Raw genomic sequence first — 24,930 nt, forward strand, 5'->3', positions numbered from 1 at the left:
CACTCACAACCCGAAGCTATCGGAGCCCACCGACAAGAATCCGTGGACAGTGACTCCTGAAACATAAGTGACACAAGTTTTTTGAGAAGCCTGTGTTAAGAACAGCGCCATTCAGCGCTGACCGGGCCGCCATCCGAGCTGAAGCAACAATCCCAAATCGTCACGCACGGCGCGGTGACGGGTGATCTGCCCGTCCGCCACCGTGAAGATGTGCACTTGTTTGTGGTTGATCTGTTTGCCGGTGGGCTTTATGCCGTTGAACTCTCCGGTGTGTTCGCCGGTCATTATTGCCGCGACCATCACCAGCCCATCTTCTGAGACCGCCTCCTGCAGTTGGAAGCGCAGATCGGAAAACGCCTCGCGCAGCCATTGGCTGGTCGCGAGAAATCCGGCGGGTCCGGGGAGTTGACGTTCCAGGTCGTCGTCGTCGGCGGCCTCCAAGTTCACGAAGTCGGCGGCAATGATCCGCTGGGCCAAGCTTGCGTCGCCCTTTTTGATCAGCCGGAAAGACTCGAGCGCAACAGCTTTCGGGTTAGTCATTGCCGAAGACTAAGGTGCCGCATCCGCTCAAGTATTGGAGGAAACGGACACCCCCGCACCGCCTCCGGGAAGCGCGACCGGAGACATGCCCGCCAGCGCGCGGCACTCATTGATCATGTGCGATTGGTCGGTGTAGTCGGCTTCGACGGCCAGTTCGGCCCACCGGACCCCGGTGCCGCGCGCGTGGATCAGATCCAGCAACCGCTGGAATCGAACGATCCGGCCAAAGCGCTTGGGGCCGTAGCCGACAGCGGCCACGAATCGCCGGCGGAGCTGGCGCTCGCTGAGGTCGACGGAGGCCGCGAGGCTGGAAACCGGCAGATCCGGATCTCGCTGGACCGTCCTGATCGCTCTTGTGACCGCGGCATCCGGCAGCGGCTCGCTGGCGGCGAGATAACCCGTCAACAATTCCTGCAGCGCCGCGACGCGTTGACCGGCAGACGTTGCGGCGACCACCCTCTCACCTATCCCGGAGCCGCGAGTGCCCAAGATCGCATCAATCGTGACCCGGTGGTCAGTGAAGTCGCTGATCGGCTGCCCGAGGATGGCGCTCGCCGCGCCCGGGCGCAGTCGAACCCCGGCAAGCAGGCACGACCCGTCGGGGTAGAGGTCGTAGAAAGTGGTGGCGGGCCCCGCGACCATGGCCTCGCCTCGTGAGTTGACGAAGAGGTCGACACAGCCGTCTGGCATCACCCGAAGGGGATCCGTCGCTGAGTTTGACCGCGCCCAGCCGCATTCCACCAACGGCGCAAGCCGCCCGGACGGGCGAAATTCCTGGTACATCGCGATCACCACGCTACGGTCCTGTGCTGGTATCAAATCAGCCGCGGCCGCCGCCGTCCAGGCAAGCCCGAAGGCATGCCGACCAGCATCCCCGGAGTTGTCGGTGCGCAGACCTAGACTCGCGATGCCCGATAAACACGCACTTCGAAAGGGGGACGCCGGCATGCGATTCCTGCATACCGCGGACTGGCAGCTGGGCATGACCCGGCACTTCCTCGCCGGCGACGCGCAGCCGCGCTATTCAGCGGCCCGCCGCGATGCGGTTTCCGGCCTGGCTGCGCTGGCGGCGGAAACCGGCGCCGAGTTCGTCGTCGTGTCGGGAGATGTCTTCGAACACAATCAGCTTCCGCCCACCGTGATCGGGCAGTCACTGGAAGCCATGCGCGCCATCGGAATTCCGGTGTACCTGCTGCCGGGCAACCACGATCCCCTGGACGCCTCATCGGTGTACACCGGCGCGCTGTTTGCCGCCGAGCGCCCCGACAATGTGGTGGTGCTCGATCGGGCCGGCGTGCATCGGGTGCGGCCCGGGCTGGAGATCGTGGCCGCGCCGTGGCGGTCGAAGGTACCGACCACCGATCTGGTCGCCGACGTCTTGGAGGGCCTGCCGGCCGCCCCGGGCACCCGGATCCTCGTCGCGCACGGTGGCGTCGACGTCCTGGATCCCGCTCGGGACAAGCCCTCGTTGATCCGGCTCGCCACGGTCGACGACGCGCTGAACCGCGGCGCGGTGCACTATGTGGCGCTGGGGGACAAGCACTCGCTCACCCACGTCGGTGCCAGCGGCCGGGTGTGGTATTCCGGATCGCCCGAAGTCACCAATTTCGATGACGTCGAATCTGACCCCGGCCATGTCCTGGTCGTCGACATCGACGAAGCCGACCCGCTGCGCGCGGTAAGCGTGACAGCGCGCCGCGTCGGAACCTGGCGTTTCGTCACCCTGCACCAGCAGGTCGACACCAGCCGCGACATCGCCGACCTCGACCTGAACCTGGATCTGATGACCGAGAAGGACCGAACCGTGGTGCGCCTGGCCCTGACCGGTTCGTTGACCGTCACCGACCGCGCGGCGCTGGACGCATGCCTGGACAAATACTCACGGTTGTTCGCGTGGCTGGGCCTGTGGGAACGCCACACCGAGTTGGCGGTGATTCCGGCCGACGGAGAATTCAGCGATCTCGGCATCGGCGGCTTCGCCGCCGCGGCGGTGGAAGAACTGGTCGCGACCGCGCGGGCGGACGATTGCGCGGACGCCGGCGACGCGCAGGCGGCGCTCGCGCTGCTGCTGCGCCTCACCAACCGGGGCGCGGCATGAAGCTGCACCGGCTGATCCTGACCAACTACCGCGGGATCTCGCATCGCGAACTCGAGTTCCCCGACCACGGAGTGGTGGTGGTGTGCGGCGCTAACGAGATCGGCAAGTCGTCGATGATCGAAGCCCTGGACCTGCTCCTGGAAGCTCGGGACCGCTCTACGAAAAAGGAAGTCAAGCAGGTCAAGCCGACCAACAGTGACGTGGGATCAGAAGTATCCGCCGAAATCAGCTGCGGCCCTTATCATTTCGTCTACCGCAAGCAGTTCCATAAGAAGTGCGAGACGGAGCTGACGGTGATCCGGCCGTACCGCGAACAGCTCACGGGTGACGAAGCCCACGAACGCGTCCGCGCGATGCTGGCCGAGACGGTGGACAGCGACCTGTGGCACGCCCAGCGGGTGCTGCAGGCGGCATCGACCGCCGCGGTGAACTTGTCCGGGTGCGACGCGCTGTCTCGCGCGCTCGATGTCGCCGCCGGCGACAACGGGGGACTGTGTGGCACCGAACCCCTGCTCATCGAGCGCATCGACGCCGAATACGGGCGTTACTTCACCCCGACCGGACGTGCGACGGGCGAGTGGGCCGCCGCGATCGCCCGGCTGGAGAAGGCCGAGTCCGAGGCCGCCGAGTGTGCCGCGGCGGTTGCCGAGGTCGACGAGCGGGTGGCTCGTCATGCCCTGTTGACCGAGCAGGTGGCCGAGTTCTCGCAACGCCGAATCACCGCCGCGCCGCGGATGGCCGCCGCGCAGCAAGCCGCCGACCAGATCGCCGCGCTGACCGCGCAACGGCGAGAAGCCGAGCTGATCGCCGGGGCCGCCGACGCCACCGCCGCCGCGGCGGACGGTGCCCACACCGCCCGACGGCAACTGCTCGCCGAAATCGACGCTCGCGCCCGCTCCGTCGCCGAAACACAAACGCAGACACAAGAAGCCGCAGCCGCCCACGCGGCGGCGCAGGCGGGGGCCGAAGTGTCCGAGGCCGCGCTGCAGCACGCCACCGAGGCGCTCGCCGAGCTGCAGCGTCGCGCCGAATCCGCGCGGGCCACGGTCGACGAACTCGCCAACCGCGAAGAGGCCAACCGGTTGACCGCCCGGCTGGCCAAGGTTGACGCCATCGAGCGGGATCGCGAGCGGATCGGCGCCGAACTCGGCACGATCGCCGTTACCGAGACCGTGCTGCGCCGCGTCGAGGACGCGGCCGCCGCCGTCGACCGCACCGGTGACCAGTTGGCACTGACATCGGCGGCCATCGAATTCACTGCGGCCGCGGACATACAGCTGGTGGCCGGCGGCCGGCGGATCTCGCTGCCGGCCGGGCAGAGCTGGTCGATCACCGCCGCCGGACCCACCGCGGTGGAGGTCTCCGGTGTCCTGACCGCCACGGTCACCCCCGGGGCGACCACCCTGGACATTCACGCCAAACATGCTGCGGCACAGGAAGAGTTGGCGGCGGCCCTGGCGGGCGGTGGGGTGGCCGACCTTGCCGAGGCGCGGTCGGCCGACAAGCGTCGCCGCGAACTGCAGAGCACCGCCGACCAATTCGCCGCAACGCTGGCCGGCCTGTGCGGTGACGAAGAGATCGACGAGCTGCGGTTGCGGCTGACGCAGCTGCGTGCCGACCACGCTGCCGGGGCCGAACCCGTCCTCGCCGACATCGGCGCCGCACGCGCCGAACTCGCGGCGGTTCAGGAGGCCCGCGTAGCCGCATCCAGCGAATGCGATGCCCTCCGGCAGGCCACTGTCGCCGCGGCGGCCGTGCTGGCCGAGTCATCCACGCGGGCAACGGTTCTGCAGAACACCCTGCAGGCTCAGCGTGCCGAGCTGGACGCCGCTACCGGCCGGCTCGCTGCCGAGCGCGCGTCGGCCGGCGATGACGAGCTCGCTGCTGCTGCGGCCGCGGCGCTGGACGCGGCGCAAGCGGCGCAGCGCCAGGTCACCGACGTCGCCGGCGCCCTGGCCGCGGCGGCACCCGAAGCGGTGGCGGCCGGGCTGGCCGATGCCACAAGTGAAGCCGATGCGCTGCGCGAGCGCTACGAAGAAGCCGCCCGCGCACTGCGTGAGATCACGATCGAACTCTCGGTGTTCGGCAGCGAGGGACGCCAGGGCAAGCTCGACGCCGCGGAAACAGAACGCGAGCACGCCGCGGCCGAACACAGCCAGGTGGCCGGCCGCGCGCGGGCGGCCCAGCTACTGCGCTCGGTGATGACGCGCCACCGCGACACCACCCGGCGCCGTTACGTCGAGCCCTACCGCGCGGAACTGCAGCGGCTCGGCCGTCCGGTGTTCGGACCGAGTTTCGAAGTCGACGTCGACAGCGACTTGTGCATCCGCAGTCGCACGCTGAACGGGATCACGGTGCCATACGAATCGCTGTCCGGCGGCGCCAAAGAGCAACTCGGCATCCTCGCGCGGCTGGCAGGCGCGGCCCTGGTCGCCAAGGAGGACGCCGTCCCGGTGGTGGTCGACGACGCGCTCGGCTTCACCGACCCCGACCGGTTGGCCCAGATGGGAGAGCTGTTCGACACGGTGGGAACCCACGGACAGGTGATTGTGCTCACCTGCAGCCCCGACCGCTACGACGGTGTCAAGGGCGCACACCGCATCGTGCTCAGCGCCTAGTCCGGCGGGCGATCCACAGCCGATCCCGCTGGTCAGCGCCGTTGAATACCGTGTATGCGCCGCGCCTGCAGAATGGGTTCATGGTGGGCCCACACGAATGACGATGAACGCGAAGCGTAACCGGATACAGGAGAAGCTGGCGAAACTGCCGGGCATACGGCCCGTGCGCCGGCCGATCTCACCGCACAGCGCCGAAGAGTTCGATCTCTACTACGTTCGCGCGGGCCGCAAATCCGCCCATCCGGCGGTCATCATCCCCGGCGGGCCGGGAGTCGCGTCGGTGCAGATGTACCGGGGGCTGCGACGGCGCGCCGCGGCGGCGGGCCTCGACGTCATCATGATCGAACACCGCGGGGTGGGGATGTCGCGCCACGACGATTCGGGCGACGATCTGCCCCCAGAGTCGATGACCGTCAATCAGGTGGTCGACGATGTCGCGGCGGTGCTCGACGACGCCCAGGCCGAGTCGGCCGTCATCTACGGGGCGTCATACGGCACGTACATCGCGTCGGGCGTCGGGGTGCGCCATCCACAGCGGGTGCACGGCATGGTGCTCGATTCACCGCTGCTGTCCCGGCACGACATCGTCATCGTGCGGCGCGCGATCCGCCGGTTGCTGCTCAAGGGTGACAACCCTGAAACCGCTTCGGTGGCACCGAAAATGCGCAAGCTCGTCGACGCCGGCGTGATGAACGCGACGGCGACTCAGGTCATCGCGACGATCTACGGCTACGGCGGAACGGACCTGCTCGAACGGCAGCTCGACCTGCTGCTTGATGGCCGAAAGTTGCTGTGGTGGGGGCTATCCCGGTTCACCAACCTGGGCAACCTGCCGTACCGCTACGAGGAAGACCTGGTGAGTCGCATTGCGTTCCGCGAGCTCGACTACGCGGCGCAACCCGACGGCCTGCCGCTCGACCCCGCAATCGCCGAGAGTCGAACACGCACGCAGCGAGTGACGTTCGAGGACGAACCCTACGACCTGACGGCCGAAATGCCGAAATTCGACTGGCCCACCGCGGTGGTCTCCGGGGGCCGTGATCTGATCACCCCGCCGGCCGTCGCGCAACGGGTCGCGGTGCTGCTCCCCAATGCGGCGCTCCTGAGCTTGCCGAGCATGGCGCACAGCGCGCTGGACTTCCGTGAGCCCGTCGCGCTCGCCAGTACCGACGCGGTTCGGCGCGGCGACCTGAACGGCCTTGCGGCTCAAGCATCGGCGCTGGATGCGCTCCCGCCGCGCCCGGAGGTGCGGCTGCTGTGGAAGGCGCTCGGCGCGGCGGCCGTGGCCGAGGGCGCCCTGCCGATCCCGAATCGGGTGCTGCGGCAGCTCAGCTCCGCGTGAACCCAATGGCGGTGTAGTCGAGGTCGGCGAGGCCGGCCGCACCGAAGTTGGCCAGCGTGCTGCGCACCGCGGCGTCCCCGGGTGACTGGGTCAGCGGAAGGCTGAACGCCTCCGCCCAGATCATCTTGTCGAGGTCGTTGGCCAACCTTCGCGCCTTTGCCGGGTCGAGCTCTTCGAGAGTGCCTTCGATCGCGGCGTCGATCTGCGCGCTGCCGATCTTGCCGAAATTGCTCTCGCCATCGGACTTGTAGATCTGGGTCAGCGCCGAGAGCGGGAAAGCGTCTCCGAGCCAGCCGAATTGGGCCATGTCGAATGCACCGACGTTGATATAGTTGGTGAAAAAGCCGCTGCCCGAACGCGAGACGAGTTCGAGCTTGACGCCGATCTGAGCGAGACTGTGCTGGGCGATCTGGGCGAACTGGCGGCTGCCCTGGGCGTCGTAGAACAAGTCGCGGATGACCAGCTGCCTGCCGTCCTTCTCACGAAATCGCCCGGCCAGCTTCCAGCCCAACGCGTCCAGCTCGCGGCCGGCGGCGGCCGGGGCGTAGGGCAGCACCGAGCTGTTGTCCTGATAGCCCTGCTGACCGGCAACATAGATGTGGTTGCCCAGCGCGACCGGGTCGCTGGTAAGCCCGTATTGCACGACCTTGGCGATGGTCTGCCGATCGATCCCCTTGGCCACCGCGACGCGCAGCGCCTTGTCGGCCAGGATCGAGCCCGGGGCGCCGTTGAAAGTGAAGTGCGACCAGGCCGGGGCCGGCGCACGCCGGATCGAGATCCCCTTGGTGCGCTGCGCGATGGTCAGCTGGTCCACCGTGCCGACCCCGGTGGCGTCTATCGTGTTGTTCTGCAACGCCGGGAGCCGCGCGGCGTCGTCGAGCACCAGGTAGGTGATGCTGTCCAGGCGGGGCCGCCGCCCCCACCATTTCGGGTTGCGGCTCAACACGATCCGCTGGGCGGTCCGGTCCAGCGACGAGACGACGAACGGCCCGGCCGACGGACCCGGCCCCTCCAGCTGTCCTTTGTTGAACGCCTCCGGGTTGGCCGTCATGCTCTTGGGCAGCAGCATTCCGTTGCCGGCGAACATGCCCCGCCATTCGGCGTAGGGCTTGGCGAAGGTCATGATCGCCTGCCGGTCGTCGACCCCCCGGGTCACCGACGCGACGCGGTCGGCGCCGCCGGACCCGGCGATCTCGAAGGCCTTGTCGGCGCCGCTGAGCGCGTGGATCTGGCTGGCGATGTCCTCATAGGTGATCGGTGTCCCGTCGGACCACATCGCCTTGGGGTTGATCGTGTACGTAACCACCTGTGGCGCAGTGCCGGTGAGCTCCACACTGGTGAAGTAGTCGGTGTCGACGGTCGTCGAGCCGTCCGGCCCGATGATGAAGGCCCGCGGCAGAGTGGCCTTCATCATCGCGGCGACGTCGGCCGAATTGCCGTCGATGTGCAAGATGTTGAAGTTCGGCGGGAAGTCGGTCAGCGCGAGTCGCAGATCGCCGCCGTCCCGCAGGGTGGCCGGATCGTGCGGGTTGATGTCGCTCGTCGAGCCGACCTGCGCGCTCTGGCCGCTCTCGGGAATCAGGTTGATGCTCGGCGAGCAGCCCGAGAGCGCCAGCGCGATAGCGAAAAACAGCGCTGCGCCCCGGATGTCGCGGCCCGCCCTGACCACGCCGCTAGCCACGTCTGCCCGGATCCGGTTGCGGCACCGCGTTCAGCAGCGCCCGGGTGTATTCGTGTTGCGGATCGGCGAACACCCGGCGGCTGTCGCCCTGCTCCACGATCGCGCCGTCGTGCATCACGACTACCTGGTGCGCCAAATGCTTCACCACCGAAAGATCATGGGAAACAAACAGATAGGACAGACCAAGCCGGTCTTGCAGGTCGAGCAGCAGGTTGATGATCCCGGCCTGGATGGACACGTCGAGCGCGGAGACCGGCTCGTCGAGCGCCAGGATCTTCGGTTGCAGTGCCAGCGCACGGGCGATGCCGATGCGCTGCTTTTGGCCGCCGGAGAATTCGGCGGGGTAGCGGACCGCATCCGCGCGGCGCAGTCCCACGATGTCCAGCAGCCCGGCAACGCGCGTGTTGGTGTGGACCTTGTCAAACCCATTGGCCCGCAACGGCTCCGCGAGCAGCTCGAATACCGGCAGCCGCGGGTCCAGGGACGCCACCGGGTCTTGGAACACCACCTGGATGTCGCGCCGCAGCGCGCGCCTGCTCGCGGCGCTGAGGGTGGCGACATCGGTGCCCAGCACCTCGATCGACCCCGATTGCGGCGCAACCAGTTCCAGGATCTCGTGCAAGGTGGTCGACTTGCCCGAACCGGACTCGCCGACGATGCCGAGGGTGCGGCCCTGCCGCAGTTCGAAACTGACGCTGTCGACGGCGCGGACCGTGCCGGCGCTGCGGCGCAGCACGCCCTTGGTCAGCCGGTAGGTCTTGGTCAGGTCGCGTATTCGGACGACGACCGACGTGTCGGCGGATTCCGCGTGCGGGGCTTCGGTGCTCACCCCGTAGATGTCCGCGGCGCTGCGCCCGTCGACCTCGTCGGTGCGGATGCAGGCCGCCCGGTGATCGGTGCCGACGGACAGCAATGCCGGCTCCGCGAGCCGGCATTCGTCGATGGCCAGCGGGCAGCGCGGAGCGAAGGGGCACCCGGCGTCCAAGCCGGCCAGCGACGGCGGTGCGCCGGGGATCGGCACCAGCCGGGTGCCCTGGGCGGCGTCGAGCCGCGGGACCGAGCCCAGCAGCCCGACGGTGTAGGGCATTCGGCGATCCCGGTAAAGCGTCGTCACGTCCGCGGATTCGACTACCCGTCCGGCGTACATGACCACGGCACGGTCGGCGAACTCCGCGACCACACCGAGGTCGTGCGTGATGATGAGCACGCCCGCGCCGGTGATGTCGCGCGCTTTTTTGAGTACCTCGAGAATCTGCGCCTGCACCGTGACGTCCAGCGCGGTAGTCGGCTCGTCGCAGATCAGCAGGTCCGGGTCGTTCGCGATGGCGATCGCGATGACCACCCGTTGCCGCTCGCCCCCGGACAGCTCGTGCGGAAATGCGCGGGCACGCCGTTGCGCTTGCGAGATCCCCACCAGGTCGAGCAATTCCACGGCGCGCCCGCGGGCGGCCTTCCTACCCACCCGCGGCTGGTGGATCTCGATCGCTTCGGCGATCTGGTCGCCGACGGTGTAGACCGGCGTCAGCGCCGACATCGGATCCTGGAACACCATGCCGACCGTCTTGCCGCGGAATCGCGACATCGCGTCGTCGCCGAGGCCCAGCAGTTCGGTGCCGTGCAACCGCACCGAGCCGCGCACCTGTGCGTACTCGGGCAGCAGGCCGATGGTCGCCATCGCCGAAACGGACTTCCCCGAACCGGATTCGCCGACCATGGCGACCACTTCTCCCGGTTCGATGCGGTAGCTGATACCGCGCACCGCGGCCACCGGCGCGTCGCCGGACGGGAAGGTGACCGCCAAGTCGGTCACCTCGAGCAGCGGGCTCATCGGGCGCCACCCCCCAGCCCCGCACTGCCGGGGTCGAGCGCATCACGCAGGCCGTCGCCGGTGAGGTTGGCGCACACCAAGATCAGCACCAGCACGCCCGCGGGAAACAGGAACACCCAGGGGAAGGTGGTCGCGGACAGGGTGCCGTTGGCGATCAACGTTCCCAGCGACACGTCCGGCGGCTGGATGCCGAAGCCGAGAAAGCTCAAGCCGGTTTCGGCCAGGATGGCCGAGGCGACGTTGAGCGCCGCGTCGATGATCAAGATCGACGCGACGTTGGGTACCACGTGGCCGACGATGATGCGACGACTCGACACGCCCATATACTTTGCGGCGAGGATGAATTCGCGTTCACGCAAACTCATGGTCATGCCGCGCACCATGCGCGAACTGACCATCCAGCCGAATCCGGCCAGCAGCAGGACCAGCATCAAGACATTGGCCGAGTTCCTGATTCGCGGCGTCACGATGGCGATGAGGATGAAGCCGGGTACCACCAGGAGCAGGTCGACCACCCACATCAGCACGCGGTCCCGCCAGCCGCCGAAGTAGCCCGCGATCGACCCGACGGTGGCGGCGATGCCAGTGGAGATCACCGCGACGCAGACACCGATCAGCATCGACTTCTGCATCCCGCGCAGGATTTGCGCCAGCAGGTCTTGACCCAGCGAGTTGGTGCCCAGCCAGTGCCGCGCGTTCGGCGGCTGCAGCAGCGCGCCGAAATCGAGGTCTTCGTAGGAATAGGGCAGCGCCGCGGGCAGTGTGTAGCAGCCGACGAACAGCAGCACCAGCAACGTCAGCGACGCCACCGCGATCCTGTTGCGGGCGAACCTGCGCAGCACCAGGGTTCGGCGTGAGGCGAAATCCGCACTGCCGGGACCCGAAATACCATGTGCGGCATCGGTGTTCGCCTCGGATGTCATGACACCCGCACCCGCGGGTCGAGGGCGGCGTAGAACACGTCCGACAGCAGGCCGGCCAGCAACACCACCGCGCCGGAGAACAAGGTGATCGCCGCGATGATGTTGGTGTCCTGGGTCGCGATCCCCTGCACCAGCCATTCGCCCATGCCGTGCCAGCCGAAGATCTTCTCCACGAACACCGCGCCGGTGACCAGGCCGGCCACTCCGTAGGCGAACAGGGTGGCCAGCGGGATCAGCGCGGTGCGCAGCCCGTGCTTGACCAGCGCCCGCCGCCGGGTGAGTCCCTTGGCCCGCGCCGTGCGAATGAAGTCCTGGCCCAGCACGTCGAGCATCGCGTTGCGTTGGTAGCGGCTGTATCCCGCCGCGGCGGCCAGCGCCAGGGTCAGCGACGGCAACACCAGATGCCGCAACCGGTCGAGCAGTCGCGCGCCGGCCCCGTCGATCACGCCGGGTGAGGTCTCGCCGGTGTAGTCGAAGACGTGCATGCCCAGCGCCCAGTTCACCCGCAGCGCGGCGAGGATCAAGAGGCTGGCGATCACGAAAGTCGGCGTGCTGAGCAGCAGCAGGGCCACCATGGTGACCACCCGGTCGCTGAGTCGGTACTGACGAATGGCGCCCCATGCCCCGGCCGCGATGCCCAGCACGGTGCCGACCAGCGAACCGATAACCAGCAGGCGCAGGGTTACCCCGACGCGACGCGACAGCGTGGTCCCGACGGGCTGCCCGGTGATGGTCTTGCCGAAGTCGCCGCGCACGGCGTGCGACGCCCAATGCGCGTAGCGGACCGGTATCGGCTCATCCAGCCCGAGCGAGTGGGCCTTGGCGTCGATCACGGCTTGTGGCGGGCGCGGGTTGCGCTGCAGCAGGCTGTCCAGTGGCCTGAAGGCCACCGATGTCAGGCAAAACGTCAGAAAAGATGCCAGCGCCAGCAGCACGACGTAGTTGAGCAACCGGCGCGCCAGAAACCGAGTCATGCCCCTCCGCACACCCCACGCCGCATGTGGACAGGCTATCGACCCGGCAGCACGGCGTCGTCCCGCAGCGCCCGGCGCGTTGGATCACCTTCGGATCCGGTTGATTCTCAGGGGTGAATCGCGTGTGATCGGTTGTTAGGATCCACCGCGGTGCCAGGCGCGCGGCAAACGCGCACGGCTCAGTCCGCGACACTGTCAAGGAGGCTGGCGTGACGGTTACCGATGATTACCTGGCTAACAACGCCGAATATGCGGGCAGCTTCGAAGGTCCGCTGCCACTGCCGCCGGGCAAACACGTCGCCATCGTCGCGTGCATGGACGCCCGGCTCGACGTCTACCGCGTCCTCGGGCTCAACGAGGGGGACGCCCACGTCATCCGCAACGCCGGCGGAGTCGTCACCGACGACGTCATCCGCTCCCTGGCGATCAGCCAGCGCCTGTTGGGGACGCGGGAGATCATCCTGATTCACCACACTGACTGCGGCATGCTCACGTTCACCGACGACGACTTCAAGCGCAGCATCCAGGAGGAGACCGGGATCAAACCGCCGTGGGCGGCGGAGGCTTTCGGTGACGTCGCCGAGGATGTCCGGCAATCGCTGCGCCGCATCGAGGGCAGCACGTTCGTCACCAAGCATGTCTCCGCACGCGGATTCGTCTTCGACGTGGCCACCGGCCGGCTCGAGGAAATCACGCTCTGATCCGTCGGCGGCGACGCAGAACAGATCACCCCACCTTGTAGGTCGCCAGCGCCTTGGCGACCAGGGTGCCCTGCGGGTCGATGATCTCGGCCTCACAGTTGACCAGCGACCGGCCGCGCCGCAACACCCGGCCGACCCCGATCACGTCGGTGGCCCTGGCCGGGGCCATGAAGTCCAGCGCCATCGACACCGTCACACCCCGCAATTCGGGCGGCGCCTGCGCGCCGCACCACGCCGCCGCCATCACGGTGAGATCGGCGAGCGTGGCGATCGCCCCGCCGTGCACCATCTCGCCGATGGTCACGTTGGACGGGTCCCAGGGCAGCCGCAGCCGGACTTCGTCGTCCTCGAGCCGCTCGGCGACGATGCCCAGCTTCACGACGAACGGGGATTGGGGAAGGAATTGCGCGATCACGTCGCGACCGCTCGGCGCGGATGGGTCGGCGGCTTCAGGGGAGGCAGTCATCTGCCCATGCTTATCGCATCCCAACCGAACGCGAAACCGTCGCCGCGACTGGTGACCCGGTTGACAGCGGCGGGCCGGGATGGTGTCATATATCACTAATATGCCAAATCTGGTCAATTCTGCCAGGTTTACCACGAAGGAAGCCATGACCGGTGATCTGAAGGTGGCCCCGGCCCCCGGGCAGTACGAATTGAGTCATCTGCGCTCGCTGGAGGCAGAGGCGATCCACATCATCCGCGAGGTGGCTGCGGAATTCGAGCGGCCCGTGCTGCTGTTCTCCGGCGGCAAAGACTCCATCGTCATGCTGCACCTGGCGCTGCGGGCGTTCCGCCCGGGCCGGCTGCCCTTCCCGGTGATGCACGTCGACACCGGGCACAACTTCGACGAGGTGATCGCGACGCGCGACGAGTTGGTGGCCGAGCACGGGCTGCGTCTGGTGATCGCCTCGGTTCAGGAGGACATCGACGCCGGGCGCGTCGTCGAGCCGCGCCAGGGCCGCAACTCGATTCAGACCGTGCCGCTGCTGCGGGCCATCGGGGAGAACAAGTTCGACGCCGCATTCGGGGGAGCGCGCCGCGACGAAGAGAAGGCCCGCGCCAAGGAACGGGTGTTCAGCTTCCGCGACGAGTTCGGTCAGTGGGATCCCAAGGCGCAGCGGCCCGAGCTGTGGAACCTCTACAACGGCCGTCATCATAAGGGCGAGCACATCCGGGTGTTCCCGTTGTCCAACTGGACCGAATTCGACATCTGGTCCTACATCGGCGCCGAGAACATCGCTCTGCCGTCGATCTACTACGCGCACCGGCGCAAGGTGTTTCGCCGCGACGGCATGCTGCTGGCGGTCGACCGCAACATGCGGCCTGCGGCCGACGAGCCGGTGTTCGAAACGACGGTGCGGTTCCGCACCGTCGGCGACGTCACGTGCACCGGATGCGTGGAATCACAGGCCGCGACCGTCGACGAGGTCATCGCCGAGACCGCGGTGTCGCGGCTGACCGAACGCGGGGCCACCAGAGCCGACGACCGGATCTCGGAAGCCGGCATGGAAGACCGTAAACGGCAAGGATACTTCTGATGACGACGCTATTGCGTTTGGCGACTGCGGGTTCCGTCGACGACGGCAAGTCGACCCTGATCGGCCGCCTGCTCTATGACTCCAAGGCCGTGATGGAAGACCAGTGGGCCGCGGTGCAGCAGACGTCGAAGGATCGCGGACACGACTACACCGACCTGGCGCTGGTGACCGACGGCCTGCGGGCCGAGCGTGAGCAGGGCATCACGATCGACGTCGCGTACCGCTACTTCGCCACTCCCAAACGGAAATTCATCATTGCCGACACCCCCGGCCACATCCAGTACACCCGCAACATGGTGACCGGGGCGTCGACCGCGCAACTGGTGATCGTGTTGGTCGACGCACGGCACGGCTTGCTCGAGCAGTCACGCAGGCACGCCTTCCTGGCGTCTCTGCTGGGCATCCGGCACATCGTGCTCGCGGTCAACAAGATGGACCTGATCGGCTGGGACAGAGAGAAATTCGAGGCGATCCGGGACGAATTCCACGCGTTCGCCGCACGCTTGGACGTGCACGACGTGGCCACCATCCCGCTGTCGGCGCTGCACGGCGACAACGTGGTGACCAAGTCGGACCAGACACCGTGGTACGAGGGCCCGGCGCTGTTGTCGCACCTCGAAGGGGTGTACATCGCGGGCGACCGCAACATGGTCGACGTGCGGTTCCCCGTGCAGTACGTGATCCGCCCACACACCCGCGAGCACCAGGACCACCGCGGCTACGCCGGCACCGTGGCCAGCGGGGTGATGCGTCCCGGCGATGAAGTGGTGGTGCTTCCGGTCGGCAAGCGCACCCACATCACCGCGATCGATGGGCCGAATGGTCCGGTGGACGAAGCCTTCCCGCCGATGGCGGTGTCGCTGACCCTGGCCGACGAGATCGACATCTCGCGCGGCGACCTGATCGCACGCATCCACAACCAGCCCCGGGTCGCGCAGCAGTTCGACGCGACGGTGTGCTGGATGGCCGACAACGCCGCACTCGAGCCCGGGCGCGACTACGTCATCAAACACACCACCCGCACCACCCATGCCAAGGTGACCGCGCTCGACTACCGGCTCGACGTGAACACCCTGCATCGCGACACGACGGCAACGGCGTTGAAGCTCAACGAGCTCGGCCGCATCTCGTTGCGCACCCAGGTGCCGCTGCTGCTCGACGAATACACCCGCAACCCCAGCACCGGGTCGTTCATCCTCATCGACCCGCACACCAACGGAACGGTGGCGGCCGGGATGGTGCTGCGCGATGCTTCGGCACAGGCCGCGAGCCCGAACACGGTGCGGCACAAGTCATCCGCCATCGCCGAGGCGCGGCCTCGGGGCAAGACGGTGTGGTTCACCGGTCTGTCGGGTTCCGGCAAGTCGTCGGTGGCCATGCTGGTCGAGCAGAAGCTCCTCGAAAAGGGTTCCGCGGCTTACGTTCTCGACGGTGACAACCTCAGGCACGGCTTGAACGCCGACTTGGGCTTCAGCATGGCCGACCGGGCCGAGAACCTGCGCAGGCTGGCGCACGTGGCCGCACTGCTCGCCGACTGCGGCAACGTCGTGCTGGTGCCGGCGATCAGTCCGCTGGTAGAGCAACGCGAACTGGCCCGCCGGGTGCACGCCGACGCCGGCTTCGATTTCATCGAGGTGTTCTGCGACACCCCGATCGAGGAATGCGAGAAGCGTGATCCCAAGGGTTTGTACGCCAGGGCGCGGGCGGGGGAGATCACCCAGTTAACCGGGATCGACAGCCCGTACCAGGCGCCGGCGGACCCCGATCTGCGCCTCACCCCGGACGGGACCGTCGGGGAGCAGGCGCAGCGGGTCATCGACCTGCTCGAATCCCGCGGGTAGCCGCCGCATCAGCCAGGCTGCACGGATATCGACGCGCCGGGTGGCACAATCCTGTTCGTGCGCATGTCGGCGAAGGCGGAGTATGCCGTGCGGGCGATGATTCAGCTCGCCACGGTGCCCGACGGAACGCTGGTGAAGACCGACGACCTGGCCCACGCCCAGGGCATTCCGCCGCAATTTCTCGTCGACATCCTGACCAACCTGCGTACCGACCGGCTGGTGCGAAGCCATCGCGGCCGCGAGGGTGGTTACGAATTGGCACGTCCCGGAAAAGACATCAGCATTGCCGACGTGCTGCGGTGTATCGATGGACCGCTGGCCAGCGTTCGTGACATCGGGCTCGGCGACCTGCCGTACTCGGGCCCGACGGCCGCGCTCACCGACGTCTGGCGCGCGTTGCGGGCCAGCATGCGCTCGGTGCTGGAGGAAACGACGCTGGCCGACGTCGCCACCGGCGGCCTGCCCAAGCACGTCGCGCAGCTGGCCGACGAGTATCGCAGGCAGGAAAGCCAGCGGCACGGCACAGCGCGCACCGGAGACTAGGCTCGCTCAGCCCGCCGATCCGTACGGGCTGGTGAGGATTTCCATGGCGTGGCCGGACGGATCCGGGAAGTACACTCCGCGCCCACCGTGGTTGTGGTTGATTTCGCCGGGACGTTTGCGGCCCGGATCGGCCCAGTGCTGCAGCCCGCGTGCGGAGATCTTCGCGTAGATGGTGTCGAACTCCTGCTCGGACACCAGGAACGCGTAGTGCTGCCGCGGGATGTCCGCGCCTTCGGGGGCATCGGCGTAGTCGAGACTGGCGCCGTGGTCGAGCTCGACAACCATGAAGTGGCCGAAGGGCTTCGGGCCGGGCAGACCGAGCAGCTCGGTGAGAAACTCGGCGGATTCGCGCTTGTCGCGTGACGCGACGATGGTGTGGTTGAAACTGACGGTCATAGTTCTGTCCAGTCAACCATCGGGTGTCCCGCGCGACAACGCCGCGTCACTTCGGCGCGGTCAGCTCCAGGGCGATGTTATCGGGGTCGCGGAATTCCAGAATGTAGGACGGCCCGATGTCTTTGATCGGTTCGTGGGCGACACCGAGTTCGTCGAGATGTGTTGCTGCAGAATCTAATTCATCTTTGCCGGCGAGCCGGAAGGCGATGTGGTCGAGCCCGACGCGGTCTTCGTCGAAGCGGTCCGCGGCGACCGGCCGCAGCCCGAGTAGCGTGCCGCCGAGGTCGTAGACGACGCCGCCGAACAAGAAGCCCAGCTGGTTGCGGGTGGACTCGTCAGCGTTGTCGGGGATTTCCAGCAGTACCGGCCAGCCGAACACGCTCTCGTAGAACTGCCGGGACCGCTCGATATCGGTCACGGTCAGCCGGACATGCGCGATGGAACTACTGGTGAACGCCACTCGCTTCATGGTTCCACCCGAAGGCCGCATGTTAAACATGCCAGAATCGCCGTCGTGCGGATTGCGATGACCATGCCGGTGATGGAGCCTGACCTGGACGCGACGGTGCTCGAGTCGTGGGCGCGCGCGATCGACGAGGGCCCGTTCTCGTCGCTGTGCTGGGGCGAGCGCATCGCCTTCGACAACCCGGACAACCTGACGTTGCTGGGGGCGCTGGCCGCCTGGACCGACCGGGTGCGGCTGTTGACGACCGTCATCGTGCCGCAGCTGCACGACCCCGTCATGCTCGCGAAGGGCTTGGCGACCGGCGACCTGCTCAGCGGCGGCCGGTTGACCGTGGGTATCGGGGTGGGCGGCCGGCACGAGGACTACCACGCCGTCAGCGCCGATCCGGCGTCACAGACCATGCGCGGCCTGGCCGAGCGCGTCGCGGTGATGAGGCGAGTCTGGGCGGGGGAGAAGACCACCGACTCGGTGCTGCCGGTCGGGCCGGCGCCGGTCCAGCCGGGCGGCCCGCCGCTGTTCGTCGGCAGCATCGGGCCGAAGACCATCCGCAGCGCGGCCGCGTGGGCCGAGGGGCTGGCCGGCACCACCCTGGACCTCGACGTCGCCAAGCAGAGCGAGCTGTTCGACGTGACCCGAACGGCCTGGGCCGAGGCCGGCAAGCGCCAACCCCACCTGATCACGTCGTTCTGGTTCGCGTTCGGGTCACCCGAGGCGTCTCGCGACCAGGTGCACCGTCATCTGCGGCGCTACATGAACTGGATACCGGCCGAATATGTCGACGCGATGGCGCCGACGACGGGCTGGGCCGGCGACGAAGACGAGCTGCTGGACGTGCTGCGCAGGTTCGATGAGATCGGCACCGACGAGGTTCAGCTCATACCGACGAGCTCGGATGTCGATCAGCTTCGCCGCGCCGCGGACGTGGCGGCGCGGCTGTAGTCTCGGCGGGCTCCTGGGGCGGCTGTCCCTTGCGCAGCGTTTCCAGCAGCTCGCGGTACGGCCCCACCAGGTAGACGGTGTCGCCGCCGCCGAGCCACGCGTCCCGGCGCGGGTGCAGCTCGGTCGGCGTATCCCGGCGGGTGATCGCGATGACGCGGGTCTGGGTGGACATCTCGAACATCCGCAGCCCGTCGAGTTCGCTGCCGTCCGCCACGTGCATGGCGCCGAGCATGAACGAGCGCTGTCCGACCGAGAACGTTCCCAGCACCTGCAGGCCCATCGCGGCGCCGATGAACCAGGGCGCAGCGAGGTCGACGATCGAACGAACGTTCTCGAAACCGAACCGCTTTGCCACCGCGTCGCCGAGCTCGCGGTCGTAGATACGCAGCACTATCGGCACGTCGGGCCGGACGACCTCGGGCATCACCCGGGGACCGAGCATTTCGCGCAGCACGATCCCTGTCTCGATGTTGACCATGTCGTCCTGGGTCAGCACCGCGACGGCGCGGGCACGGTCGACGCGCGCGGACTTCAACGTCTGGCGCAGGGTGGCGTCGCCGAAGATCACCGGCACGTCGAGTTCGGCCGCCGTCGACAGGAAGCGGTTGTTCTCGTCGCGCTCGATCACGGCGACGTCGTAGCCGGCGGCGGTCAGGTCGCCGACGACGCGGCTGCCGAACGAACCCAGCCCCACCACGATGATGTGGTTGCGCAAGTGGCGTGCCCGCCGGACTCCTGCCGAGTGCACGAAGCGGCGTGACAGCAGCAGGTCCGCCACGAACGCGACAAGGAGCGCGGTTGTCGTCACGCCGCCGAACATCATGGCGACAGCGAACACTCGTAGCCACGGCACTTGCCGCGCGAAGCTGAATTCGCCGTAGCCGACCGTGGTGAGGGTCTCTGAGGTGAAGTACAACGCGTCCAGCCACGACAACCGTGGCCTCCGGTAGGAGTAATGCATCACGGTCGTGGACCCGAGCAGCAAGACGAACGCGGCGATCAGCGCCGGGAAGATCAGCGGGTTCACGTCGTCGCGCACCGCGCGGGCAGCATCGGACCCGCGTCGCAACCACGATTGGTGAGAACGCGTCGCAGTCGATCGGGGAACGCTGATGCCGCGGGCGGCCAGGTCGTCGACGGTGCCGATCATGGCCGTCCAGTCACCGGCGCGGACCTGATGATCCCGGCCGGGGCAGGGCACCACCTCGCCGGGATTTTCGGAGTTCTCGCCGTGAATGACGGCTACCGGCGCCAGGTCGCCGTAGATGTCGCGCAGGCTGGCGCTGTATGGCGCCTCGGTCCCCGACACCAGAAATTGGATGCCGGCCGCCTCGATCGGGTGTGTACGGCTCGACAGGCAGGCCTCGACGACCGATGGTGCCGCGAGGTCGGCGACGTCCAGGATCGCGCCGGGACCGTTGTCGGCGGCCACGGCCGCCCGCAGCACGTCGTTGCCCAAACGGGCGACGACCCGCACATGGGGATTGGCTTTCCTTGCCAGCAAGGCGATTTCGAGATTCCTCGCATCGTCGTCCCCCGCGCACACGATGGCGCTCGCGCGGGCAAGGTTGGCGCCTGTCAGCTCCTCGCTGTGCAGCTTGGCGACGGTGGCGCCCGCGCGGTTCAGTTCCTCGGCAATCGTGGTCGCCAGCGCGTCCTCACCGCTGACGATGATGCGGCGGCGCGTGCTCATGTATCCCCACTCTGACGACATTGGCCCTGAGCTGTTCTATGACTATCGGGCACTGGTTGGATCGGATCAACCTGCTGATCGACATGGTGCGCGATGTCGATCTGGGTGGGGCGGTCACGCTATCCGCGGCCGGATTCCAAGTAGCCTGTGGGCCAACAAAATCGGCGAGGCGACCGGCCGCCTTACAGGACCTGAACGTCGGCGGGTGACCAGAACGCGCGCATCGATGTGATCTTCGCGTGCTCATCGAACGACATCGCCGAGATCGGTGAGATTCTGGTGCGGCTGTCGCCGGCCTCGAGCGTCAGGTGCCAGAAGAAGGCGGCCTCGCTGCCGGAGACGCGCAATTCGGCGAGTTCGGTGTCCTTGTTCGCGTCTTGGAACGCGGCATAGAACGCCCGGATGGAGTCATGCCCGCGGCGGATGTCGGATCCGATCGGGTCCTCGATGGTGGCGTCGGCGGCATAGAGGGACACGATGTCGTCAGCGGTGCCGGCGGCGACCAGCGCGAGGTATCGATTGACGGTCTCGGTGACGGCTTCTGGGGTCGGCATAGCTTGGGACGCTACTCCTCGCCGCGCCACGGCCATACTGGCGACGTGACTTTCATCGAATGCCTCGCGAGTCGTGAGATCTACCGGAATTCGTGGATGGTGCTGCGGGAGGATGACATCCGCCGTCCCGACGGCAGCGCGGGCATCTACAGCGTGGTCGACAAGCCGGCCTATGCGCTCGTGATGCCCTATGACGGGCACGGTTTCCGATTGGTCGAGCAGTTCCGCTATCCCCTCGGTGCGCGGCGCTGGGAGTTTCCGCAAGGCACCGCTCCCGATCTGGCCGACACCGAACCGGCAGAGCTGGCCGAGCGCGAGTTGCGTGAGGAAACAGGTTTGCGCGCAACCTCGTTCGAGGCGCTGGGCCGGCTCGACACCGCGCCGGGCATGACCAGCCAGCGTGGCTGGGTGTTTCTGGCCACGGGTATCGCCGAAGGGAAAGCCGACCGCGAGCACGAGGAGCAGGACATGTGCAGTGCATGGTTCTCGCGTGACGACGTCGAACAGATGATTCGCGAAGGAGTGATCGCCGACGCGCAATCGGTTGCCGCCTACGGGTTGTTTCTGCTGCGGGGGCGATGAGCGTGGCGACAACGCCGCGATCGTGTCCGCACCGAGACCACACCGCGTCGTCGACCACCCACCATTGACGCAATGCGGCCGGGGTCTCGGGTAGTCGGCGTGCTTGCGGCCGTCGCCGCATGTGTCGCCGGCGCACCCGTCATGTGCGCGACGGCGACGCCGCCATCGTGGAACGGGAAATACTCACTGGTGAGGTACGCGGCCGACAAGACCGGCTCCAGCGTCGCCGCCACGCAGGCCGAACCGACCTTCAGCGCGGACTACGTCTTCACCACCGCGTGCTCGTCGGGCCAGTGTGTGGCCACCGCCACGAACGGGCCCACGCCCAAAAACCCGACGCTGCCCCAGCCCTCGCATTACACCTGGGACGGAACGAGGTGGGTCGAGCGGTTCGACTTCCAATGGGATTGTTATATGGGCGAAGGGATTTCGAAGGTGTGGGCGCCCGCGAGATCATGGGCGTTTTACACACCGCAACCCGATGGTTCGCTGCGCGGGACATGGCACACCGACATCACCAGCGGTCCCTGCAAGGGGAGCGTCGAAATGCCGGTGGCGGCGTTCGCCGCGGCATGACGGATCAGTCCGGCGGGGCAGGGGTCATCGAGGCGATGTAATAGGTTTCCCGTCCGGTGGGGTAGCCCCCGCCGCCGGTGGCGATGTGAACGTGGTCGTAATGGTCGGCGGTCTCTGAGCCCAGGTCCGCCATCCAGTTGCCGCCGCCGACGCCCGGGTAGATCTTCTGCCGCCAGATCACGTGGTTGATGCCCCATCGTTTCGCGTTCGCCAGGGCATAACCGGCGATCTGGTTGCCCAGCTCGATGCCTTCGAGGCTGTGGTAGTTCGGGATCATCACGTCGATCGCCAGGCCGTTGGGATGCCAAGGCAACGCGTCCTGGCGGTATCCGCCGATGGTCTTGATCTGGGGGAAGAGCACGCTGATGACGCGTGCCGCCCAAATGGTCTTGACCTGCAATCGTTCCTCAGACCCGATGCTGTGCGGCAATGGGAGCTGAAATTGCTTGCCGGCGGAGGGGGCGGGTGGTGCCAGCGCCGTCAACGATTCGACCTCGGCCGGAGTGGCGGCGCGAACCGCGCCGGTGGGCGGCGGCGGCTTCGCCGCCGCGCTGGTGGTGGGAATCGCCGCGGGCGTCTCGACGCAGCAGCGCGTCTTGGTGCCCTGCGCGTGGATCATCGCGGCGGAGACGACGAGCGATGCCGCGATCGCCAGCCATCGGCCACGGCCCTTAGCGAACACCTTCACGCGCACGACCAGCAGCTTAATGTCGTGTGAGCACCGTGGGGCGCGTTTTGGAATTGCTTGTTCGGAACGCGCGCAGCAACCACAATGGCACCATGACCGGGCGATCGTTTGGCGATGCGAATGTCTTTCATCGGACGATGCGGCGCTTCGCCTCCACGCCAATTGGCGCGGCGCTTCTTCGTCCGACCGCCCACCACCTCGACCGCCTCATCAGCAAAGCCACCGGCGGTAGGAGCAGCTTCGCCGAGGTCGCGACCGGGATCCCCGTGGTCATGCTCACCACCACGGGCGCGAAATCCGGTGAGCCACGCACCGTCGCGGTGTACGGCATCCCGCATCCGGACGGCGTGAGCCTGATCGCGTCGAACTTCGGTGGCGCCAAGCACCCGGCCTGGTACCACAATCTGAAGGCCAACCCGCAGGCGACGGTCACCATCGGCCGCGATACGTGGAATGCCACTGCGCGGCTCGCGGTGCCGAGCGAGCGCGACGAGATCTGGGCCAAAGGTGTCGAGCTGTATCCGGGCTGGTGCAAGTACGAAGTGCGGGCCGGGGATCGACGCATCGAGGCGTTCATCCTGGCGCGAAGCTGAGGTCGTTCGATGCCATTGCCAAAGCGACGTGCCAACCAAGTATGTGTGATGCTTACGCCCGGATGGCAGGCAGTGGCCGGAAGAATCGACGGCTGGCTCACAACGCGAGGCTATGAAAGTGACCGGACCCACCCCCGGTGAGCAAGGGGTGGCCCGACAACGATTCAGACGCGGACTAGGGCGATTCGGTTCCAGGAAATCGCCAAAGCCGACGGCTCGATGTGGCTACATCGATGGCCTCGGGCATCGGGGGTACATTTCCGCACGAAAACACCGGAGTTGCCTCGTCAATGTCTAGATGGAAACACCCACCCGGCACTTTTTGGCAGGCGATTGGTCTAGATACAGGTTCAGTCGATGGTGTGGACGATCAGCACGTCGGTCTTGGCCTTGCGGGAGACTTCGGACGGGACTGATCCCAGCAGCCGCCCGGCGACGCTGCTGAGTCCGACGTTGCCGATGACCAGCAGGTCGGCACCGACCTCCTCGGCCAGGTGCACCAGCGCGGTGATGGGGGCGCCGACGACCGACTTCTCCTCCACGTTCTTGGCCCCGGCGTTGCGCGCCCGCTCCCTGGCGTCCCGCAGGATCGCGTAGAAGGGGGCCTCGCCTACGGTCCGGTAGTCCTGGCCGTGGTCGCTCCCCGGCGGGATGGCGTAGCGGCCCTTTTCCTCGGGGACGGGCAGATGCGCCGTCGCAACGATCAATCTTGCCCCGTGATCCGCAGCGATCGCGGCTGCGCGGTCCACCGCACGCAGCGACGACTCCGAGCCGTCAGTACCGACTACGACCGTCTGATAGGCGCTCATATCCCAGCAGCGTAAACCCGACGGCGACTCATTGGAGCGGCCTTGGCGGCTATTTCTGCAATGGACGCCGCGGCGGCGCTGTGGACAACTGAACGAGCCTGGCGCCGACCGCTGGCACAGTCAGGATTCATGCCGCCGGCCGCGCCTGTTGTCTATGCGCTGGATCCGGCGATGCCGGTGTTGCTGCGCCCCGACGGTGCGGTCCAGGTGGGCTGGGATCGTGCCATCGCCCGATCACACGCCAAGCAACCTTAACGACGGTGACGGGACAAACAGTCACTCCCAACACAGGCAAGGGTCGGGCTCGTGGCACGGCGGCACCGGCAAGTCCAAGTAGCTGGTTTGTGGTGTCCCAGAACCAATCTGGTTCCGGCGACTTTCAGGCACCAGTCTCAACACCGCCAGAGCTTGGTCCGTGGGTGCACACGATCGGCGACTACCAGCCTGAGTAGTTCGACTTATCCTCAGTTCCCCACGGGGACGTTCGTCGTCCGCGTTACCCACAGTTGGGTTCCTGAGCCCACGTGCACGCGATGATCAACGATCGCAAACGGTGTAGGGACCTACAGCCTCGCCGGCGCACCAAACTCGCGACAGCGACGGTCTAGAGGGCAGAAGCGCAGCCCCACTTACTCTCTTGGCCGGCATCCTCGTCCTCGATGATTGCGTCGGGTCCGATCACGTCGCCGTCCGGGTTCTTATCGTCATCGTCGGTTTCAGAAAGCGGAGGCGATCACCAGACGACTACCTCGGCGTTGTCGCCGCCGTGACAGTGTGTGCCTGGGTTGGGATAATGGGTGCAGACATTTGGTTCCTTCCGTTGGTTGTGCCCGTCGCGGGCAAACCATGGGAGAGGAACCGAATCACAGCTAGATAGCATCGAGGCTGTCTGTTAAGGTCAAAAAACACGTCTGACCTGCGTAATCCGGCTCTTCGGATCTTGCCGGGGTGCTGTGTTCATCGGACGACGATGGATGTGAGGACCCGCCAGTTGGGCTTGCCGG

24 protein-coding genes and 1 pseudogene are annotated in these 24,930 nt (G+C 67.1%); 12 read left to right on the forward strand and 13 right to left on the reverse strand.

Features of this window, described 5'->3' with window-relative positions; all coding sequences use genetic code 11:
• Positions 1-111: 111 nt before the first annotated feature.
• Entirely contained in the window at positions 112-540 is a 429-nt protein-coding gene (locus OQ789_RS25025) for an ester cyclase (RefSeq protein ID WP_324689011.1), read from the reverse strand.
• A 27-nt stretch (positions 541-567) separates the two neighbouring features.
• Positions 568-1,323 carry a helix-turn-helix domain-containing protein gene (locus tag OQ789_RS25030; RefSeq protein ID WP_324689043.1) on the reverse strand — a complete coding sequence of 252 codons (756 nt, stop codon included), beginning with the start codon at positions 1,321-1,323 and terminating at the stop codon, positions 568-570.
• Between the two features lie 163 nt (positions 1,324-1,486).
• On the opposite strand from OQ789_RS25030, the gene OQ789_RS25035 reads away from it, so the two are divergent.
• From OQ789_RS25035 to OQ789_RS25045, 3 genes are all read left to right on the forward strand, one after another.
• Complete coding sequence (locus tag OQ789_RS25035) at positions 1,487-2,638, forward strand: exonuclease SbcCD subunit D (RefSeq protein WP_324689013.1); 1,152 nt, start codon at positions 1,487-1,489, stop codon at positions 2,636-2,638.
• Entirely contained in the window at positions 2,635-5,256 is a 2,622-nt protein-coding gene (locus tag OQ789_RS25040) for an AAA family ATPase (RefSeq protein ID WP_324689015.1), read from the forward strand. Before OQ789_RS25035 ends, OQ789_RS25040 begins: the two co-directional genes overlap by 4 nt.
• 97 nt (positions 5,257-5,353) lie before the next feature.
• Positions 5,354-6,598 (forward strand): alpha/beta hydrolase, encoded by a 1,245-nt coding sequence (locus OQ789_RS25045; protein ID WP_324689017.1) that lies wholly within the window; start codon positions 5,354-5,356, stop codon positions 6,596-6,598.
• Here the strand turns inward: OQ789_RS25045 and OQ789_RS25050 are convergent.
• Genes OQ789_RS25050 through OQ789_RS25065 form a run of 4 tightly spaced genes read right to left on the reverse strand, consistent with a single transcriptional unit; the run spans position 6,585 to position 12,004 of the window.
• Complete coding sequence (locus OQ789_RS25050) at positions 6,585-8,279, reverse strand: ABC transporter family substrate-binding protein (protein WP_324689018.1); 1,695 nt, start codon at positions 8,277-8,279, stop codon at positions 6,585-6,587. The two genes, OQ789_RS25045 and OQ789_RS25050, sit on opposite strands and share 14 nt — an antisense overlap.
• Positions 8,272-10,107 (reverse strand): ABC transporter ATP-binding protein, encoded by a 1,836-nt coding sequence (locus OQ789_RS25055; RefSeq protein ID WP_324689019.1) that lies wholly within the window; start codon positions 10,105-10,107, stop codon positions 8,272-8,274. The genes OQ789_RS25050 and OQ789_RS25055 overlap by 8 nt, the downstream gene beginning before the upstream one ends.
• Positions 10,104-11,030: an ABC transporter permease gene (locus OQ789_RS25060; protein ID WP_324689021.1), complete on the reverse strand. Its 927-nt coding sequence runs from the start codon at positions 11,028-11,030 to the stop codon at positions 10,104-10,106. Before OQ789_RS25060 ends, OQ789_RS25055 begins: the two co-directional genes overlap by 4 nt.
• Complete coding sequence (locus tag OQ789_RS25065; protein ID WP_324689023.1) at positions 11,027-12,004, reverse strand: ABC transporter permease; 978 nt, start codon at positions 12,002-12,004, stop codon at positions 11,027-11,029. The genes OQ789_RS25060 and OQ789_RS25065 overlap by 4 nt, the downstream gene beginning before the upstream one ends.
• A 209-nt stretch (positions 12,005-12,213) precedes the next feature.
• Here OQ789_RS25065 and OQ789_RS25070 point away from each other — a divergent pair, with 209 nt between their 5' ends.
• A complete protein-coding gene (locus OQ789_RS25070) occupies positions 12,214-12,705 on the forward strand; it encodes a carbonic anhydrase (RefSeq protein WP_324689024.1) in 492 nt (163 codons plus the stop codon).
• Between the two features lie 25 nt (positions 12,706-12,730).
• Here OQ789_RS25070 and OQ789_RS25075 read toward each other — a convergent pair whose 3' ends face one another.
• Entirely contained in the window at positions 12,731-13,120 is a 390-nt protein-coding gene (locus OQ789_RS25075; protein WP_324689045.1) for a PaaI family thioesterase, read from the reverse strand.
• A gap of 151 nt (positions 13,121-13,271) precedes the next feature.
• On the opposite strand from OQ789_RS25075, the gene cysD reads away from it, so the two are divergent.
• The 3 genes from cysD to OQ789_RS25090 are packed head-to-tail and all read left to right on the forward strand — an operon-like array spanning position 13,272 to position 16,630.
• Positions 13,272-14,246 carry a sulfate adenylyltransferase subunit CysD gene (gene cysD, locus OQ789_RS25080; protein WP_324689026.1) on the forward strand — a complete coding sequence of 325 codons (975 nt, stop codon included), beginning with the start codon at positions 13,272-13,274 and terminating at the stop codon, positions 14,244-14,246.
• Positions 14,246-16,087 carry a sulfate adenylyltransferase subunit CysN gene (cysN, locus tag OQ789_RS25085; RefSeq protein ID WP_324689028.1) on the forward strand — a complete coding sequence of 614 codons (1,842 nt, stop codon included), beginning with the start codon at positions 14,246-14,248 and terminating at the stop codon, positions 16,085-16,087. Before cysD ends, cysN begins: the two co-directional genes overlap by 1 nt.
• 57 nt (positions 16,088-16,144) lie before the next feature.
• The gene (locus tag OQ789_RS25090; protein ID WP_324689029.1) at positions 16,145-16,630 is read left to right on the forward strand and encodes an RrF2 family transcriptional regulator; all 486 of its coding nucleotides are present in this window, start codon (positions 16,145-16,147) and stop codon (positions 16,628-16,630) included.
• A 6-nt stretch (positions 16,631-16,636) separates the two neighbouring features.
• Here OQ789_RS25090 and OQ789_RS25095 read toward each other — a convergent pair whose 3' ends face one another.
• The gene (locus tag OQ789_RS25095; protein WP_324689031.1) at positions 16,637-17,026 is read right to left on the reverse strand and encodes a VOC family protein; all 390 of its coding nucleotides are present in this window, start codon (positions 17,024-17,026) and stop codon (positions 16,637-16,639) included.
• Between the two features lie 46 nt (positions 17,027-17,072).
• Positions 17,073-17,495, reverse strand: coding sequence for a VOC family protein (locus OQ789_RS25100; protein WP_420716202.1), 423 nt, complete (start codon positions 17,493-17,495; stop codon positions 17,073-17,075).
• Positions 17,496-17,552: 57 nt separating this feature from the next.
• Between OQ789_RS25100 and OQ789_RS25105 the strand changes: the two genes are divergently transcribed.
• Positions 17,553-18,431, forward strand: coding sequence for an LLM class flavin-dependent oxidoreductase (locus OQ789_RS25105; RefSeq protein ID WP_324689046.1), 879 nt, complete (start codon positions 17,553-17,555; stop codon positions 18,429-18,431).
• On the opposite strand, the gene OQ789_RS25110 is transcribed toward OQ789_RS25105, so the two are convergent.
• Together OQ789_RS25110 and OQ789_RS25115 are read right to left on the reverse strand one after the other, a co-directional pair.
• Entirely contained in the window at positions 18,367-20,124 is a 1,758-nt protein-coding gene (locus OQ789_RS25110) for an NAD-binding protein (protein WP_324689034.1), read from the reverse strand. The genes OQ789_RS25105 and OQ789_RS25110 overlap by 65 nt on opposite strands.
• 182 nt (positions 20,125-20,306) lie before the next feature.
• Positions 20,307-20,678, reverse strand: a complete 372-nt coding sequence (locus tag OQ789_RS25115; protein ID WP_324689035.1) for a nuclear transport factor 2 family protein — start codon at positions 20,676-20,678, stop codon at positions 20,307-20,309.
• 96 nt (positions 20,679-20,774) lie between these two features.
• Here OQ789_RS25115 and OQ789_RS25120 point away from each other — a divergent pair, with 96 nt between their 5' ends.
• Both OQ789_RS25120 and OQ789_RS25125 read left to right on the forward strand, forming a co-directional pair.
• A complete protein-coding gene (locus tag OQ789_RS25120; protein ID WP_324689048.1) occupies positions 20,775-21,260 on the forward strand; it encodes an NUDIX hydrolase in 486 nt (161 codons plus the stop codon).
• A 72-nt stretch (positions 21,261-21,332) separates the two neighbouring features.
• The gene (locus tag OQ789_RS25125) at positions 21,333-21,836 is read left to right on the forward strand and encodes a hypothetical protein (protein ID WP_324689037.1); all 504 of its coding nucleotides are present in this window, start codon (positions 21,333-21,335) and stop codon (positions 21,834-21,836) included.
• A gap of 4 nt (positions 21,837-21,840) precedes the next feature.
• Here OQ789_RS25125 and OQ789_RS25130 read toward each other — a convergent pair whose 3' ends face one another.
• Positions 21,841-22,530, reverse strand: a complete 690-nt coding sequence (locus OQ789_RS25130; protein WP_324689039.1) for a glycoside hydrolase — start codon at positions 22,528-22,530, stop codon at positions 21,841-21,843.
• Positions 22,531-22,616: 86 nt separating this feature from the next.
• Between OQ789_RS25130 and OQ789_RS25135 the strand changes: the two genes are divergently transcribed.
• A complete protein-coding gene (locus OQ789_RS25135) occupies positions 22,617-23,117 on the forward strand; it encodes a nitroreductase family deazaflavin-dependent oxidoreductase (protein ID WP_324689049.1) in 501 nt (166 codons plus the stop codon).
• 350 nt (positions 23,118-23,467) lie between these two features.
• Here the strand turns inward: OQ789_RS25135 and OQ789_RS25140 are convergent, their stop codons facing one another.
• Positions 23,468-23,926, reverse strand: coding sequence for a universal stress protein (locus OQ789_RS25140; RefSeq protein ID WP_324689041.1), 459 nt, complete (start codon positions 23,924-23,926; stop codon positions 23,468-23,470).
• Positions 23,927-24,055: 129 nt separating this feature from the next.
• Between OQ789_RS25140 and OQ789_RS25145 the strand changes: the two are divergent.
• Positions 24,056-24,145, forward strand: a pseudogene (locus OQ789_RS25145) (cyclodehydratase); the annotation flags it as partial.
• Between the last annotated feature and the right edge of the window lie 785 nt (positions 24,146-24,930).

Origin of the sequence: Mycobacterium sp. 94-17, assembly GCF_035617725.1 — a bacterium.
In the GTDB taxonomy this organism is placed as follows: domain Bacteria; phylum Actinomycetota; class Actinomycetes; order Mycobacteriales; family Mycobacteriaceae; genus Mycobacterium.

What these genes read in the sequence shown, in the direction of transcription:
- OQ789_RS25025 (WP_324689011.1), bottom strand. Translation starts at nt 540, where the DNA reads ATGACTAACCCGAAAGCTGTTGCGCTCGAGTCTTTCCGGCTGATCAAA.
- OQ789_RS25030 (WP_324689043.1), bottom strand. Translation starts at nt 1,323, where the DNA reads ATGTACCAGGAATTTCGCCCGTCCGGGCGGCTTGCGCCGTTGGTGGAA.
- OQ789_RS25035 (WP_324689013.1), top strand. Translation starts at nt 1,487, where the DNA reads ATGCGATTCCTGCATACCGCGGACTGGCAGCTGGGCATGACCCGGCAC.
- OQ789_RS25040 (WP_324689015.1), top strand. Translation starts at nt 2,635, where the DNA reads ATGAAGCTGCACCGGCTGATCCTGACCAACTACCGCGGGATCTCGCAT.
- OQ789_RS25045 (WP_324689017.1), top strand. Translation starts at nt 5,354, where the DNA reads ATGACGATGAACGCGAAGCGTAACCGGATACAGGAGAAGCTGGCGAAA.
- OQ789_RS25055 (WP_324689019.1), bottom strand. Translation starts at nt 10,107, where the DNA reads ATGAGCCCGCTGCTCGAGGTGACCGACTTGGCGGTCACCTTCCCGTCC.
- OQ789_RS25060 (WP_324689021.1), bottom strand. Translation starts at nt 11,030, where the DNA reads ATGACATCCGAGGCGAACACCGATGCCGCACATGGTATTTCGGGTCCC.
- OQ789_RS25065 (WP_324689023.1), bottom strand. Translation starts at nt 12,004, where the DNA reads ATGACTCGGTTTCTGGCGCGCCGGTTGCTCAACTACGTCGTGCTGCTG.
- cysD (WP_324689026.1), top strand. Translation starts at nt 13,272, where the DNA reads ATGCCAAATCTGGTCAATTCTGCCAGGTTTACCACGAAGGAAGCCATG.
- cysN (WP_324689028.1), top strand. Translation starts at nt 14,246, where the DNA reads ATGACGACGCTATTGCGTTTGGCGACTGCGGGTTCCGTCGACGACGGC.
- OQ789_RS25095 (WP_324689031.1), bottom strand. Translation starts at nt 17,026, where the DNA reads ATGACCGTCAGTTTCAACCACACCATCGTCGCGTCACGCGACAAGCGC.
- OQ789_RS25100 (WP_420716202.1), bottom strand. Translation starts at nt 17,495, where the DNA reads ATGAAGCGAGTGGCGTTCACCAGTAGTTCCATCGCGCATGTCCGGCTG.
- OQ789_RS25105 (WP_324689046.1), top strand. Translation starts at nt 17,553, where the DNA reads ATGACCATGCCGGTGATGGAGCCTGACCTGGACGCGACGGTGCTCGAG.
- OQ789_RS25110 (WP_324689034.1), bottom strand. Translation starts at nt 20,124, where the DNA reads ATGAGCACGCGCCGCCGCATCATCGTCAGCGGTGAGGACGCGCTGGCG.
- OQ789_RS25115 (WP_324689035.1), bottom strand. Translation starts at nt 20,678, where the DNA reads ATGCCGACCCCAGAAGCCGTCACCGAGACCGTCAATCGATACCTCGCG.
- OQ789_RS25120 (WP_324689048.1), top strand. Translation starts at nt 20,775, where the DNA reads ATGGTGCTGCGGGAGGATGACATCCGCCGTCCCGACGGCAGCGCGGGC.
- OQ789_RS25125 (WP_324689037.1), top strand. Translation starts at nt 21,333, where the DNA reads ATGCGGCCGGGGTCTCGGGTAGTCGGCGTGCTTGCGGCCGTCGCCGCA.
- OQ789_RS25135 (WP_324689049.1), top strand. Translation starts at nt 22,617, where the DNA reads ATGACCGGGCGATCGTTTGGCGATGCGAATGTCTTTCATCGGACGATG.
- OQ789_RS25140 (WP_324689041.1), bottom strand. Translation starts at nt 23,926, where the DNA reads ATGAGCGCCTATCAGACGGTCGTAGTCGGTACTGACGGCTCGGAGTCG.